This is a genomic window from Arthrobacter castelli DSM 16402 (assembly GCF_000430705.1).
Classification (GTDB): domain Bacteria; phylum Actinomycetota; class Actinomycetes; order Actinomycetales; family Micrococcaceae; genus Arthrobacter_C; species Arthrobacter_C castelli.
In genome coordinates this window covers 108,063-123,467 of the sequence record NZ_AUMN01000009.1, presented here as the reverse complement: position 1 = coordinate 123,467, position 15,405 = coordinate 108,063, and the positions used below count along the sequence as shown (strand labels likewise).

The following is a 15,405-nucleotide window of genomic DNA, read 5'->3' as shown; positions in this document are numbered from 1 at the left end:
GCCGGAGAACCTATTCCTGCAGCGACGCCAGCTGCGGCAGACACGAGAGATGGCAGGTCACACTCATGAGTACGGCGTTGGCACTGGTGCGGCACGGACAAACCGCTTGGAATGAAGAAGGCCGTCTGCAGGGAAGTGCGGATATTCCACTCGACGCAACGGGTCGTGAGCAGGCCGCGGCAGGTGGCGCCGAACTCGCCGGACGACAGTGGGACGTGCTCGTATCCTCCCCGCTGGGCCGCGCCGTGGAAACTGCGCACATTTTTGGACAACGGATCGGCCTGGAACCCGCAACGCCCATGGCCGGACTGCGGGAACGGAATTACGGACCGCTCGAGGGGCAGCCTCTGAAAGGCTTGTCAGAGCCGGAATACAATCGCCTGCATGCCGGGGCGGAGCCAGAGGACGAAGTGGCCGAGCGCGGGCTGGCCGCGTTGCGCGACGTCTTGGAGGAATACCCCGGGCAGCGGATCGTCGTCGTCGCGCACGGCACGTTGATCCGGCTGACGATGTCGGCTTTGCTCGGCCAGCCGCATCCGAGGCTCGCGAATTGCGAAGTCGTCGACGTCGAACCGGAGATGCTGCTCAACCTGCAGGCGGCGTAGCCGCTGCAACTTGCCCTCGGTGGGCAGCCCGCCACCGTCTGGGTGTGGGCGGGAAGATGGCGGAGCGTCTGCCGTCCGCGCGGTTCACTACGATAAGCACATGTCGGAGAATTCAGGAACACGAAGCGTCGAATCAAGGCTCGACGAGTTGGAAAGCCGGAACGAAATTACACGGCTGATTCATGAGTACTGTCACGGAGCTGATAAGCGCGATTTAGAGAGATTCAGCGCGGTTTGGGCGATCGACGGAGTATGGATTGCCGGCGATGATCCTGTAGTCGGCATCGGCGACATTCGCGCCACGATACAGCGACAGTGGGAGCTCATACCTGATTATCATCACTGGTCATCCAACGTTGTCATCAGTATTGACGGGGAAAGGGCGACGGCCGAATCCGATGTGAGTGTTGCAGCCCGGTTTGACGATGGTTCGTGGGCTCGGTCCGGCGGTACCTACCTGGATATCTTTAAGAGAATTAAGGGTCGGTGGTACTTGGCGGAGCGGGATATTGGTGTTGGCTTTAATCTCGATCCCCTCCCGGAAGGCTTTGAGCCCTAAGAACACGCAAGCTGTGCAGAATGGCAGCAACGTGGGCCGGTCTTGCCGTGCGGCTTCAGCGTTACTGGTCAGTGTGGGGCGTGACCGGAGGGGATATCCTCGCTGCATGAAGCCTTCACGCAGCGGTCATCTGCCCATCAATGGTCTGTCGCTCTACTACGAAGCCTATGGTGAACTTGGCGCCTCCGAGACGGTGCCGTTGCTGATCATTCCGGGGGCCTTCCTGTCCACCGACTCGATGACACAGTGGGTGACGGCGTTCGTCGCCGAGCGGCCAGTGATCGTCTTTGATCAACAGGGACACGGCCGGACGGCGGATACGCCGCGTGCTATGTCCTACGAGCAGTTCGGCGACGATGCCGCGGCGTTGCTGCACGCCCTGGAGGTCGAGCGTGCCGATGTGATCGGCTGGTCGCAGGGCGGGGGCGTCGCATTGCAGCTGGCGCTGCGGCACCCGCAGCTGGTGAGCAAGCTCGTCACCTTGTCCGCCACCTACCGCCGGGACGGCTGGTACCCGTCGGTCGCCCAAGAGCTCGAAGGGCTGTCTGCCGACTCCTTCGCGGACACGCCAGTCGATGAGGCTTTCCGCCGGCACACTACCGATCCTGAAGCGTTCGATGCCTACGTCGAGAAGGTGAGGGTGCTGAACATCGAGGACCAGAACATCAGCGACGCGCAGATTCGATCGATCCGAGCCAAGACGATGGTCGTCGTGGGGGATGCCGACGACGTGAAGCCCGAGCACGCCGTGTCGATGTTCAAACTGCTCGGTGGTGGCGATGTCGAGGCGGCGATGGCAGGGGTATCCAATGTCCCTCAGGCCAGACTCGTCATCCTGCCTGCGGCGTCCCACATCTCGATCCCGGCAGCGGTGCCGGTCCTCGAGCCGATGATCGCCGCGTTCCTGGACGACGTGCCTCCAACCGAGCCATCGCTTTGGTGATCTAACGGGTGGAACATCGGCCGGTGCCGGCCACGGGCGTGAACGACGGACTTACTCGCCGCCGATCCAGCCCGTCAGGGACGATTCCCGCCGTCGTCGCCCGGCCCGGGCACTTCCGTCTCGCCGTCGTCGTCGGACCCGGGCGGCTTTGGAAAGCCGTCGGCCTGCGCGGAATCTGTCGGGGTTGTACGCTGCCCGTCGTTCTTGGCCGGCGCGGCCCCGCCGTGTGCCTCGAACAGCCGCAGCAGTTCCATCGGCACCGGGAAGACCACCGTGGAGTTTTGCTCCGCGCCCAGCTCCAGCATCGAGGACAGGGTCCGTAACTGCATCGCGGCCGGGTGTTCCTCGAGGACCTCCGCAGCCCTTCCGAGGTTTTCGGCGGCTTCCTGCTCCCCGATGGCGTGGATGACCTTGGCCCGCCGGTCCCGCTCGGACTCCGCCTGCCGGGCCATCGCCCGCCGCATGCTCTCCGGCAGCAGGACGTCTTTGACCTCCACAATGGTGACCTTGACGCCCCACGGGTCGGTGACCTCGTCGATGACTTGCTGCAGCCGCTGGTTGATTTCATCTCGCTTGGTCAGCAGGTTGTCCAGGCTGGTCTGGCCGATAATGCTGCGCAACGTCGTCTGGGCGACCTGCTGGGTGCCCACACGGAAGTCCTCGATGGAGATCACCGCACGTACTGGATCCACCACATTGAAGTATGCGACAGCGTTGACATGGACCGTGACGTTATCCCAGGTAATCACGTCCTGGGTAGGCACATCGTAGGTGTGCGTGCGCAGGTCCACGCGCTGCATGCGATCGAGGAGCGGGGCAATCACGAAGATCCCCGGGCCCTTGGGGTCCTGGATGCGCCCCAGGCGGAAGATGACGCCTCGTTCGTATTCCGGGACGATCTTGACGGCTTGGACGATGATGAAGAGGATCACCAGTGCCGCTACGATCAGACCGATCAGGGTGAAATCTATCATGTCTCCTCCTCATTTGGCGGTTCCGCGGTCAGCGGCTCGACGATCAGGAACAGCCCGTCAACTGCCCGGACCCGCACCCGCTCCTCGTTCCGCAGGGGCCTGCCGTTGCTGTGCAGCGACCACCAGCTGCCCTCCACGAAGGCTTGCCCGTGCGTCCCTTCGGCCGATTTTACGGTGACGATCTGTCCGGTGAAATGGTCCGTTCCGATACTGCTCGACGTTCTGCGGGAGCGCCGCCATAACCACACGGACAGGAACGCCCCGCCGACGGCGACGATCAGAGTGGGCAGGATCAGATCCAGGAACAGGTCCCACCCCAGGCCGAGTGCCTCGACCAGGGAGGACAGGGCAGAACCAAGCGTGTCGAGCAGGCCGGATCCATTCGCGTCAGATCCGGCCGCGGCAGTGCCCCTGGGATGTGCTCCACTCGCGATCATGCTCGGTCCCTCGGCTGCCTCATGTGATACTCGTGCCGCTGTACATGAGCGTAGCCGTCGGGCCACGGGAGATAAAGGTTCGTCGATTCAGGTCCAGCCATTCCCACCGGTCACAAACGGCAGATTTCGGAATAGGATGTAGCGGTGGATGCCTTGCTGGAATTCGCTGGCAATTACTGGTGGCTGGCCTTTCCCCTGAGCGGCGTATTTGCCGCTTGGGGTGATTCGTGGCGCAAAGCCAGCAAGCGCCGGCATCAGCGGAAGGTGGAACTGTACAAACTCCGGTATCAGGGCCAGCTGGCGGAACAAACCCAGGCCGGCGAAGTGGAAGCGCTCATCCAGGCCCATGACGCGGTGAACCAACGATGGTTGGACTACGAACTCGACGTCGGGAAGCTCATTGACTATCCGATGATGACCGATGTCCGGGAGCCACTCACCGTGGCCTTCCACAGGGCGAAGCGCGACGCCGATGCCCTCCGGCCGGTGAAACCGGATTCTGTGAGCGCCTCACGATGCGCTGAGTACCGTGCTGCGGTAAACGATTATGAAGTTGCCTTCAGCATGGCTGAAACCGAGGCACGGCGCCTTAAAGCAGGCAGCTTCTCGGAGAACGAACGACAGCGTCTGGCCACTGCACGGAAACTGGTCACCATCGCCGTGGATAACGCTGCCACCCCGAACGAGAGACAGACGGCATACCGGCGTGCCCGCCGTGAGCTGGACGGGCTCATCGTGCTGCCCGACCGTGCCGTGAACCTGCTGGAGGAGCAGGTCGCGCGCCCTCTGGAAGGCGGCCGCGGCCAGGCTGCTATCTGATCGTTGCCCAATTAACTTCCGCCTCAATTGTCACCGCTGGCATCACCGCGCACTTCCCATATAGAGTTCTTATCCAGAGTCTCTATTACGCAGCACACGGAAAGGCGCCCTTCGTGAGCAATATCCCAGCAGATCTGTACTACACCGCCGAACACGAGTGGATTACCGCTCCCGATGGCGACGGCGTGGTTCGCGTTGGTATCACAGACTTCGCCCAGGATGCGCTGGGAGACGTGGTCTACGCCCAGCTTCCGGAGGCCGGGTCGAGCTACTCCGCTTCGGAGGCCATTGGCGAGGTGGAATCGACCAAGAGCGTGAGCGACATTTTCGCTCCGCTTCAAGGGGAAATCGTCAGGGTCAACGACGCCCTGGACGCCGATCCCGGCCTGATCAATTCCGACCCCTACGGTGGAGGCTGGTTGATGGAAATGCGGCCGTCCGATGCGGACGCTGTTCAGGGACTGCTCAGTGCCGACGACTACAGTCAGCAGGTAGGCTAGCAGTACCACATATTTTTGGGGGGCTTCGGGTGACTGAGCCCTGCCAAATGGGGATTTACGACATTCGAAGGAGCGGTAATCATGGCTGGCGACGAGCGCGGCACCGTATCCAACCAGCAGGCGGGGATACAAGGTGAGCCTGCACCTGAGACGACGACTATCAGCGTGCCGAATCTCGACAAGCCATCGCCCGCTCCGAAGCTCAACCAGGAAGAAATGGCCGCCGTCGAGGCGCTGCCGTCCGGCTCCGCATTGCTCATCGCACATTCCGGGCCGAACGCAGGCGCCCGGTTCCTGCTGGACTCGGATGTCACCCAGGCAGGCCGCCACCCGAACGCGGATATCTTCCTCGACGATGTGACTGTCAGCCGCCGGCATGCCGAATTCCGCCGCACTGGCCGGGGGTTCGAAGTTGTCGACACCGGCAGCCTCAACGGCACGTATGTGAACCAGGACCGCGTGGACCATGTGCTGCTGCGCCAGCTGAACGAAGTGCAGATCGGTAAGTTCCGGCTGACGTTCTATCTCGGCCCGGCCAGTTCGGGTGAAGTCCCGGTACAGGGTTAATCTGTGTCGCCGGCCCAGCCCGCGCGTCGACAGATCGGCCGCAGCAGCGCGGAAGATTCGCAGCCGCCGCCTGAGGCGCTGAACATCGGCCAAGTGCTGGCCCAGCTGAACGCTGACTTTCCGCAGATCACTGCCTCCAAGATCCGCTTCCTGGAGGAAAAGGGCCTCCTCAGCCCGCAACGCACCCCGGCGGGCTACCGCAAATACTCGATTGCCGACGTCGAACGCCTCCGCTTCATCCTGGCGCTGCAGCGCGACCAGTACCTGCCGCTGAAGGTGATCCGCGATTATCTGGACGCGATCGACCGCGGGGAGCGGCCGGAGCACCTGCCCGGCGGTATCAGTATCTCCCCGCGCATGGTGTCGGACGAACTGGCGACCGAGCTGAGCGGCCGGGCCGGGAACCTCACGCTGGACGAGCTGAAGGCGGAGACCAACGCCGGCTCGGCGCTGATTCAGGAGCTGGTCAGCTTCGGCCTGATCAGCGATGACGACGGGCGGTACGACGATTACGCTCTGAAAGTCACCAAGGCGTGCGTAGAGTTGCAGGAGCACGGTATTGAACCGCGGCACCTGAGACCCTTCCGGGCCGCGGCCGACCGGGAAATTTCGCTGGTGGAGACCGCGATCACTCCGTTGGCTTCGCGCAAGGATGTGGCGTCCCGAGCGCGGGCGACGGACACGGCCCACCAGATCAGCGAGATTTGCCTGTCCCTGCATAGTGCGTTGGTGCACGGGCAGATTGCCCGGATGGACCGGTAGGAGGAGTGCAGTGATTGAAGTGGAAATTGTGGGCGTCAGGTTGGAACTGCCCTCGAATCAGCCTCTTGTCCTCCTCAAGGAATCGAGCGGGGAGCGGCATGTGCCCATCTGGATCGGCACGCCCGAAGCCAGCGCCATCGCCCTGGCCCAGCAGGGAATCGTTCCCGCGCGTCCGATGACTCACGATCTTTTGTGCGACGTCGTCGAATCCCTCGGCCGGTCCATTAAGACAGTGCATCTGACGTCGGTGGAAGACTCGGTGTTCTTTGCGCAGTTGGTGTTCGACGACGATTCGACTGTCTCTGCCCGGGCGTCGGACGCGATTGCCATCGCGTTGCGGATTCCCTGCCCGGTGTTGTGCGCTGAGGCTGTGCTGGACGAGGCCGGCGTCGAAATTGCCGAATCGGATGACGAGGACGACGAGTCCGTTTCGGGGGAAAGTGCCGAGAAGGAAATGCGCAAATTCCGCGAATTCCTCGATGACGTGGAGCCTGAAGACTTCGACAATTAGGCAAGGTTATGCCTGCCAAGCGGCGACACGCCAACAACGAACGAGCCAACATCTTTGACCATTGACCGGCGCCGCTCTAACGTCGAAGCATAAGTTCCCATTGCACCGGCCGCCATTGACGGGCTTTAATGAAGATAGCTCGCGTCACAGGGGTCGGACTACCTTCCCCGGGGAGCTGCGACAAGGAGGAACCACGTGAGTCCGAAAGGTGATGGCGGTGAGCTGTCGCAGGCAGCCGCCCACGGCAGGTCCGTTCCGGAGAGTGCCCAGGGGCTGCTTTTCACCGAAGACTTGCCTGTGCTCGATGAGGACGCCGGCTACCGCGGCCCCATCGTCTGCAAGGCGGCAGGCATTACCTACCGCCAACTGGATTACTGGGCGCGCACGGGCCTGGTAAAGCCCGGTGTGCGCAACGCTGCCGGATCCGGGTCACAACGTCTCTATGGCTTCCGGGACATCCTTGTGGTCAAGGTCGTCAAACGTCTGCTGGACACAGGGGTTTCCCTGCAGCAGATTCGTTCGGCCATTGAACATCTCCGTGAACGCGGGATCGAGGATCTGGCGCAGATTACCTTGATGAGTGATGGCGCGAGTGTGTATGAGTGCACTTCGGCCGACGAGGTCATTGACCTGGTTCAGGGCGGCCAGGGTGTCTTTGGCATCGCGGTCGGCCGGGTCTGGCGCGAGGTTGAGGGAAGCCTCTCCCAGCTGCCCAGTGAACACACCGAGGTGGAGGAATTCCCCGAAGACGAACTCAGCAAGCGCCGGGCGGAGCGGAAGATCGGCTGATTGGCCCGGACGCCACGTCCGAAGGTAAGGCCCCGAATCATGGCGATCCGGGGCCTTTGCTATGTCAACGACGTCGGCTCTCCAGGTCCGGCGGGGCTGTTTGAGCACCACCGATCAGGGTACAGTGCGGGCATGTCTTCCGTATTAGTACGTCCCCGTCAGGGCAAGTGGATCGCCGGCGTGTGCGCCGGCATCGCCAACAGGTTTGGCATTCCTAAATGGCTGGTGCGTATCGGCTTCATCATCTTCGGCCTGGTCGGTATCGGCGAGATCGTCTACATCGTGCTCTGGATCCTGATCCCCAAACAAGGCTGAGCCCGGATTTCCGGTGGTCGACACCGGCCGGTGCCCCGCCCCGGATGGAGACCCCTCCGGTGGGCCGGTGCCCCGTCCGCCCGGATTCCCTCCGGTTTGGGACATTTCGCCCCCGGCGCCGGCGGCAGTTTGTCCCAAACCGGAGCGGAAGCAGTTCCGGCGGCGGCCCAAACGGGAAGTCCCGCGCCCACGCACTCCCTCGCGGGCGCTCACGCGGGCCAGCGCACCCACGCCTACTACCGGCGGACGCGGTCCCGTACCTGGCCGCTCGAAATCAGTCCGTCCAACAACTGGTCGAACACCCCGGCTGCGTTCCGGGCGGATTCGCCGGGCCAGTGGTGGATGGCGTGGGCGGCGCCCTGGATCTGCTGCCAGTTCGCCTGTTCGCCCACGGTGGGGGAGAGCAGCAGGTCGCCGAACATGGTCCGCATCTCCTCCAACCGGTAGGTGTGTTCGTTGGAACTGGACCGGACACGGTTGGCAACGATCCCCGCCGGCGCCAGTGCCGGGGCGAATTCATTGCTGAACACCTCGATGGCGCGCATGGTGCGTTCCGTGCCGGCCACGGAGAAGAGGGCAGGTTCTGCCACCAGCAGTACCCGGTTGCTCGCCGTCCAGGCCATGCGGGTCAGCCCGTTCAGCGACGGCGGGCAGTCGACCAGCACCAGGTCGTAGTTCTCGATCCTGGACAGCAGCGTGGATAACCGGCGCAGGTCGCGTTTGCCCAAGTCCGGACGGTCGTAGATCGCCGTATACGCCGACCCCTTGGCGACGTCGAGCACCGGGGGCCTGCCGCCGTTCTGGCGACGACGTCGGATCCACCCGCTGGGAACCACGTTCGCAACGGGGTCAGTCCGGCGGGCATTCTTGAGCATGTGTCCGATATCGGTTCCGCTCTGGGCACGGACGCCCAGACCGGTTGTCGCGTCAGCGTGCGGGTCCAGGTCGACCACCAGTGTGCGGGTGCCTGCGGCCAGGGCGGCCGATGCCAGTCCGAGGGTGACCGACGTTTTGCCGACACCGCCTTTGAGGCTGCTGATGCTCACTACTTGCACTTGAAGAACCAATACCTAACTTTTTGTCAGTCGTCACGGACGTCGTGCCACCTACAATGGCAATGGACTGGATGGATCGTTATTGGAGCAAACTTGAAACAAAAACAAGCCAGCAGCAATACGGCGACACCGTTCAGCCGCCGACACATCGGTGTATCAACGGGGTCCGACCTTCATCATATGTTGAGTGAGCTGGATTATGGCTCCCTGGACGAACTGTGCGAGGCGGCGCTTCCCGCCTCCATTCAGTCCACGGAGCGGCTCAATCTGCCTGAGGCCGCGTCGGAAGAGGAAATGCTCTCCGAGCTCCGCGGCTGGGCGAAACGCAACACCGTCCGCACATCGATGATCGGACAAGGATACTACGGCACCTACACGCCCGGCGTCATCCAGCGGAACGTGCTGGAGAACCCGGCCTGGTATACCGCCTACACCCCGTACCAGCCGGAAATATCCCAGGGCCGCTTGGAGGCATTGCTGAATTTCCAGACGGTGGTGGCCGACCTGACCGGTATGGCCATTGCGAATGCCTCGATGCTGGATGAGGGCACGGCGGCGGCCGAAGCGATGACGCTGATGCGCCGCTCCAACCGCAAGGCCGCCGACGATGCGGCCTTCCTGGTGGATGCCGACGTCTTTCCCCAGACGCTGGCCGTCATCCGCACCCGTGCCGAAGCCCTGAACATCCCGGTGCTGGTCCATGACCTGGATGAGCCGCTGCCGCAGGAGGAAATCTTCGCGGGGCTGATCCAGTACCCCGGCGACTCCGGCAGCATCCGCCCGCTGGCGCCGGTCATCGAAGCGCTGCACGAACACGGCGCGATGGCCGCCGTCGCCGCCGACCTGCTGGCCCTGACCCGGCTGGAGGCTCCGGGCACTGCCGGGGCCGATGTAGCTGTCGGCTCCGCTCAGCGCTTCGGAGTGCCAATGGGCTTTGGCGGCCCGCATGCGGGCTACATGGCGGTCCGTGACAAGCTGGAGCGGTCACTGCCCGGCCGGTTGGTGGGCGTCTCCAAGGACGTCGACGGGCAGCAGGCCTATCGGCTGGCGCTGCAGACGCGCGAGCAGCACATCCGCCGGGAGAAGGCCACCTCCAATATCTGCACCGCCCAGGTGCTGCTGGCCGTGATGTCCGGTATGTACGCGGTCTACCACGGACCGGAAGGGCTGCGGCAGATCGCCGACCGGGTCGCCGGTTACGCAGCGGCCATCGCGCAGGCCGCGCGGGATGCGGGACACACCGTTATCCACGACAACTTCTTCGACACCGTCCGGATCCGGATCGACGGCGCAGCGGGCCACAACGCAGTGCGGATCCTCGCCACCGCCAACAGGGCCGGCTACTTGTTGCGGCAGGTGGGACCGGACACGCTGCAGGTCGCGGCCGATGAGACCACCGACGACGACGATCTCGCCGCCGTCACCGACGTGCTGGGCCACCGCACCGAAGCGTGGACCGCCCCGGATGAGCCGGCAGCGGCACGGACCACTGACTATCTGACCCACGAAGTTTTCCACAAGTACCGCTCCGAGACGCAGATGCTGCGCTACCTGCGCCGGCTGGCCGACGCGGACTATGCACTGGACCGCGGCATGATCCCGCTCGGCTCGTGCACCATGAAGCTGAACGCCTCTGCGGAGATGGCAGCCATCACCTGGCCGGAGTTCGCCCACCTGCACCCGTTCGCCCCGGCCGAGGACAGCGTGGGCATGGTGGAACTGGCCAACCAACTGGAGGAATGGCTGGCCGAACTGACCGGCTACGACGCGGTCTCCATCCAGCCCAACGCCGGTTCCCAGGGCGAATTTGCCGGTCTGCTGGCGATCCGTGCCTACCACCGGGATAACGGCCGGCCGGAGCGGAACATCTGCCTGATCCCGCAAAGCGCGCATGGCACCAACGCCGCCTCTGCGGTGATGGCCGGCCTGAAGGTTTTGCCCGTGACCACCGACGATGGCGGCAATATCGACCTCGACGACCTCAAGCGGCTGGTCAGCGAGCATTCGGATGACCTGGCCGCGATGATGATCACCTACCCGTCCACCCACGGCGTCTTTGAAACAGAGGTCTCCACGGTCTGCTCTCTGGTGCACGACGCCGGCGGGCAGGTGTATGTGGACGGAGCGAACCTTAATGCACTGCTTGGGTTGGCCAAGCCCGGCGAATTCGGCGCCGATGTGTCGCACTTGAACCTGCACAAGACCTTCTGCATCCCACACGGAGGCGGGGGGCCCGGCGTCGGTCCCATCGGAGTGCGGGAGCACCTGGCCACGTATCTGCCGGCCCGCGAGCTGGGCGACGATTCCGCCATCGGACTGGTCTCCGCCGCTCCCTATGGCTCGGCTTCCATCCTGCCTATCTCCTGGGCCTACCTGAGGATGATGGGTCCGGACGGACTGCGGAACGCCACCCAGGTGGCGATCCTGTCGGCGAACTACATTGCCAGCCGGCTCGCGGATCATTACCCGGTGCTTTACACCGGTGCCAATTCTCTGGTCGCCCACGAATGCATCCTCGACCTGCGCGCGCTCACGTCCTCCAGCGGCATCAGCGTCGAAGACGTCGCCAAGCGGCTGATCGACTATGGGTTCCACGCCCCGACCATGTCCTTTCCAGTGGCGGGAACGCTGATGGTGGAGCCGACCGAGTCCGAGGATCTGGCCGAACTGGACCGTTTCGTCGACGCGATGGTCGCCATCCGCGCCGAGATGGCAGCTGTTCAGGACGGGGTGTGGCCGCTCGACGACAACCCGTTGGTCAACGCTCCGCATACGGCATTGTCGCTGACCGGGGAGTGGGACCATAGCTACACGCGCGCCGAGGCGGCGTATCCGGCCGGGGTGGAACCGCGGGATAAGTACTGGGCGCCGGTGAGCCGCGTCGACCAGGCGTATGGAGACAGGCACCTGATCTGCTCCTGCCCGTCGCTGGAGGAACTGGCCGGATTGGGCAGCTGAGCAGCGGCGGGCGGGGAGCGCCGTCGTCCGTAACCTGAATCCGCATGACGCGACAACTGATGTAAGTTACGCAGTACTCACGTGAGCAGTATCCAAGCAGGCAGTACCCCAAGAAAGCAGTATCCAAAGAAGATAGGCGAGCATGTTCTCTAAGATTCTGGTGGCCAACCGTGGCGAAATCGCAATCCGGGCATTCCGGGCCGGGTATGAGCTCGGCGCGAAGACCGTTGCCGTATTTCCGTACGAGGACCGCAACTCCATCCACCGGCAGAAGGCGGGCGAAGCCTATCTGATTGGCGAGGAGGGCCACCCGGTCCGTGCCTACCTGGATGTGGACGAGATCATCCGGATCGCCACCGAGGCCGGCTGCGACGCCATCTACCCGGGATACGGTTTCCTCTCCGAAAACCCCGAGCTGGCCACTGCCGCACGCGACGCCGGAATCGCCTTCGTCGGCCCTCCCGCCGAAGTGCTGGGGCTGGCAGGCCACAAAGTGCACGCCTTGGAAGCCGCCCGCAAGGCCGGCGTCCCGGTCCTCAAGTCAACCGCGCCCAGTGCGGACCTGGATGAGCTGCTCGTCGCTGCCGACGACGTCGGGTTTCCCATCTTCGCCAAGGCCGTGGCCGGTGGCGGCGGCCGCGGCATGCGCCGCGTGGAGAAGCGCGAAGACCTGCAGGCAGCGCTGGAATCTGCGATGCGTGAGGCCGAGACTGCCTTCGGCGATCCCACCATGTTCCTGGAACAGGCGGTGTTGCGGCCGCGTCACATTGAGGTGCAGGTCCTCGCCGACGGCGAGGGCAACGTGGTCCACCTGTTCGAGCGGGACTGTTCGCTGCAGCGCCGGCACCAGAAGGTCGTGGAAATCGCGCCGGCTCCCCAGCTGGACGAGGAGATCCGGCAGGCCCTGCACCGGGATGCGGTCGCCTTCGCCAAGGAGCTGAACTACGTCAACGCAGGCACCGTGGAGTTTTTGGTCGATACCGCCGGTGAACGTGCCGGCCAGCATGTGTTCATCGAAATGAACCCGCGGATCCAGGTCGAGCACACCGTCACCGAGGAAATCACCGAGGTCGACCTGGTCCAGGCCCAGTTGCGGATCGCCGCGGGGGAGAGCCTGCAGGACCTGGGCCTGATGCAGGACCAGATCACCCGCCAGGGCGCGGCACTGCAGTGCCGGATCACCACCGAGGACCCCTCCAACGGGTTCCGTCCCGACGTCGGCAAGATCTCCGGTTACCGCTCAGCCGGCGGCGCGGGGGTGCGGCTCGACGGCGGCACGGTGTACCAGGGTGCCGAAATCAGTCCGCACTTCGACTCCATGCTGGTCAAGCTCACCTGCCGCGGCCGCGACTACTCCGCCGCCGTCGCCCGCGCCCGCCGCGCGCTGGCCGAATTCCGCATCCGCGGCGTCTCCACCAACATTCCGTTCCTGCAGGCGGTTTTGGACGATCCGGCCTTCCTGGCCGGCGACGTCGCCACCTCCTTCATCGACGAACGTCCCGAACTGCTGCAGGCGCGCGGTTCGGCCGACCGCGGCACCAAGCTGCTGAGCTGGCTCGCCGACGTCACCGTGAACAAGCCCAACGGTGAGGCCAAGGTGGCGCTCGATCCGGCGGAGAAGCTGCCCCGGCTGGAGCGCGGCAAGGCGCCGGACGGCTCGCGGCAGCGGCTGGCTGAACTCGGCCCGGAAGGTTTCGCCGCCTCGCTGCGGGACCAGAGAGCGGTCGCCGTCACCGACACCACCTTCCGCGACGCGCACCAGTCGCTGCTGGCCACCCGGGTGCGGACCCGCGACCTCGCGGCGGCCGGCCCGGCGGTGTCGAAGCTGACGCCCGAACTGCTGTCCATCGAAGCCTGGGGAGGTGCCACCTACGACGTCGCCCTGCGCTTCCTCGGTGAAGATCCCTGGGAGCGGCTGGCCACGCTGCGCAAGGCGGTGCCGAACATCTGCATCCAGATGCTGCTGCGCGGCCGCAACACCGTCGGCTACACCCCCTACCCCGTGGAGGTCACCGACGCCTTCGTGCAGGAGGCGGCCGACACCGGCGTCGATATTTTCCGCATCTTCGACGCGCTGAACGATGTGTCGCAGATGGCCCCCGCCATCAAGGCGGTGCGCAAGACCGGCAAGGCCGTGGCAGAGGCGGCGCTGTGCTACACCGCCGACATGCTGGACCCTGACGAGAACCTCTACACGCTGGACTACTACCTGGACCTGGCCCAGCAGATGGTCGACGCCGGCGCGCACATCCTGGCGATCAAGGACATGGCCGGGCTGCTCCGTCCGGCGGCCGCGGCGAAGCTGGTCTCCGCGTTGCGTCAGAAGTTCGAGCTGCCGGTCCACCTGCACACCCACGATACGGCCGGTGGCCAGCTGGCCACGCTGATGGCCGCCATCGACGCCGGCGTGGACGCCGTGGACACCGCCAGCGCGACGCTGGCCGGCACCACCAGCCAGCCGCCGGCGTCGGCCCTGGTGGCGGCACTGGCCCACACGGAACGCGATACCGGCATCAGCGTGCAGGCCGTTGGTGCGCTGGAACCGTACTGGGAGGCGGTGCGCCGGTTGTACGCCCCGTTCGAGTCCGGCCTGGCCGGGCCCACCGGGCGCGTCTACCGGCACGAGATTCCCGGCGGTCAGCTGTCCAACCTGCGGCAGCAGGCCATCGCACTCGGGCTGGGGGAGCGCTTCGAGGCGATCGAGGACATGTACACCAGCGCCGACAAGATCCTCGGCCGGCTGGTGAAGGTCACGCCGTCGTCGAAGGTGGTCGGCGACCTGGCGCTGCAACTGGTGGGTGCCAACGTCGACCCCGCGGACTTCGAGGCGAACCCGCGCAGCTATGACATCCCGGACTCGGTGATTTCCTTCCTCAGCGGCGAACTCGGCGACCCGCCCGGCGGCTGGCCGGAGCCGTTCCGTTCCAAGGCACTTCAGGGGCGGAATGTGAAGGTCCGCGACGAGGACCTGACGGACGAGGACAGCGCCGGTCTGCAGGCGGACTCGGCCACCCGGCGGGCGACGCTCAACCGGCTGCTGTTCGAAGGTCCGACGCGCGACTTCCTGAACAATCGGGAGATCTACGGCGATGTCTCGGTCCTCGATACCCGCGATTACTTGTTCGGAATGCACCCGGGCCAGGAGCACACCATTGAGCTGGAGCAGGGTGTGCGGCTGATCGCGACGCTGGAAGCCATCTCCGAAGCGGACGGGAAGGGGATGCGCACGGTGATGTGCACCCTCAACGGCCAGATGCGGCCCATCCTCGTGCGGGACCAGAGCATCGAAAGCAACGAGAAGGTGGCCGAGAAGGCAGACCCGAACAACTCCGGCCACGTCGCGGCCCCGTTCGCCGGTGCGGTGACGGTCACCGTGTCCGAGGGCGACCAAGTCTCCGCCGGGGATTCCGTGGCGACCATCGAAGCGATGAAGATGGAAGCAGCCATCACGACGCCGGTGGGCGGCACCGTTGACCGGCTGGCCATTTCGCAGGTCGAGCAGGTCCAGGGCGGCGACCTGCTGGTGTCCGTAAAGGCAGACCAGCCAGACCAGCCAGACCAGGCCGAGTAGGCCGACGAGACAGCGCAGAGGCAGCGCAGAGGCAGGGAAC

The 15,405-nt window shown here is 64.7% G+C and carries 15 protein-coding genes; 12 read left to right on the top strand and 3 right to left on the bottom strand.

The features are described 5' to 3' along the window. The first annotated feature begins 65 nt into the window (after positions 1–65). The 3 genes from H535_RS0111565 to H535_RS0111555 all read left to right on the top strand — a co-directional run bounded on the left by H535_RS0111565 (position 66) and on the right by H535_RS0111555 (position 2,107). Positions 66–605: a histidine phosphatase family protein gene (locus H535_RS0111565; protein WP_026819674.1), complete on the top strand. Its 540-nt coding sequence runs from the start codon at positions 66–68 to the stop codon at positions 603–605. Between the two features lie 100 nt (positions 606–705). Next, on the top strand, positions 706–1,164 hold the full coding sequence (locus H535_RS25000; RefSeq protein ID WP_081416620.1) for a nuclear transport factor 2 family protein: 459 nt from the start codon (positions 706–708) through the stop codon (positions 1,162–1,164). 106 nt (positions 1,165–1,270) lie between these two features. Further along, on the top strand, positions 1,271–2,107 hold the full coding sequence (locus H535_RS0111555; protein WP_026819673.1) for an alpha/beta fold hydrolase: 837 nt from the start codon (positions 1,271–1,273) through the stop codon (positions 2,105–2,107). 74 nt (positions 2,108–2,181) lie between these two features. On the opposite strand, the gene H535_RS24995 is transcribed toward H535_RS0111555, so the two are convergent. Then, positions 2,182–3,081, bottom strand: a complete 900-nt coding sequence (locus H535_RS24995; protein WP_081416619.1) for a slipin family protein — start codon at positions 3,079–3,081, stop codon at positions 2,182–2,184. After that, positions 3,078–3,518 carry an NfeD family protein gene (locus H535_RS0111545; RefSeq protein ID WP_026819672.1) on the bottom strand — a complete coding sequence of 147 codons (441 nt, stop codon included), beginning with the start codon at positions 3,516–3,518 and terminating at the stop codon, positions 3,078–3,080. The genes H535_RS24995 and H535_RS0111545 overlap by 4 nt, the downstream gene beginning before the upstream one ends. A 144-nt stretch (positions 3,519–3,662) precedes the next feature. On the opposite strand from H535_RS0111545, the gene H535_RS0111540 reads away from it, so the two are divergent. From H535_RS0111540 to H535_RS0111510, 7 genes are all read left to right on the top strand, one after another. Then, positions 3,663–4,337 (top strand): hypothetical protein, encoded by a 675-nt coding sequence (locus H535_RS0111540; RefSeq protein ID WP_026819671.1) that lies wholly within the window; start codon positions 3,663–3,665, stop codon positions 4,335–4,337. 113 nt (positions 4,338–4,450) lie between these two features. Then, positions 4,451–4,837: a glycine cleavage system protein GcvH gene (gene gcvH / locus H535_RS0111535; protein ID WP_026819670.1), complete on the top strand. Its 387-nt coding sequence runs from the start codon at positions 4,451–4,453 to the stop codon at positions 4,835–4,837. 81 nt (positions 4,838–4,918) lie between these two features. Further along, complete coding sequence (locus H535_RS0111530; protein ID WP_026819669.1) at positions 4,919–5,404, top strand: FHA domain-containing protein; 486 nt, start codon at positions 4,919–4,921, stop codon at positions 5,402–5,404. Between the two features lie 3 nt (positions 5,405–5,407). Further along, entirely contained in the window at positions 5,408–6,166 is a 759-nt protein-coding gene (gene ftsR, locus H535_RS0111525) for a transcriptional regulator FtsR (protein WP_155838664.1), read from the top strand. A 10-nt stretch (positions 6,167–6,176) separates the two neighbouring features. Next, positions 6,177–6,677, top strand: a complete 501-nt coding sequence (locus H535_RS0111520) for a bifunctional nuclease family protein (protein ID WP_026819667.1) — start codon at positions 6,177–6,179, stop codon at positions 6,675–6,677. Positions 6,678–6,872: 195 nt separating this feature from the next. Then, positions 6,873–7,466, top strand: coding sequence for a MerR family transcriptional regulator (locus H535_RS0111515; protein WP_026819666.1), 594 nt, complete (start codon positions 6,873–6,875; stop codon positions 7,464–7,466). A 132-nt stretch (positions 7,467–7,598) separates the two neighbouring features. Then, a complete protein-coding gene (locus H535_RS0111510; protein ID WP_026819665.1) occupies positions 7,599–7,781 on the top strand; it encodes a PspC domain-containing protein in 183 nt (60 codons plus the stop codon). Positions 7,782–8,017: 236 nt separating this feature from the next. Here the strand turns inward: H535_RS0111510 and H535_RS0111505 are convergent, their stop codons facing one another. Beyond that, the gene (locus H535_RS0111505; RefSeq protein ID WP_026819664.1) at positions 8,018–8,836 is read right to left on the bottom strand and encodes a ParA family protein; all 819 of its coding nucleotides are present in this window, start codon (positions 8,834–8,836) and stop codon (positions 8,018–8,020) included. 93 nt (positions 8,837–8,929) lie between these two features. On the opposite strand from H535_RS0111505, the gene gcvP reads away from it, so the two are divergent. Together gcvP and H535_RS0111495 are read left to right on the top strand one after the other, a co-directional pair. Further along, entirely contained in the window at positions 8,930–11,794 is a 2,865-nt protein-coding gene (gcvP, locus tag H535_RS0111500; RefSeq protein ID WP_026819663.1) for an aminomethyl-transferring glycine dehydrogenase, read from the top strand. 142 nt (positions 11,795–11,936) lie between these two features. After that, positions 11,937–15,365, top strand: a complete 3,429-nt coding sequence (locus H535_RS0111495) for a pyruvate carboxylase (protein WP_026819662.1) — start codon at positions 11,937–11,939, stop codon at positions 15,363–15,365. The last annotated feature ends 40 nt before the right edge of the window (positions 15,366–15,405 follow it).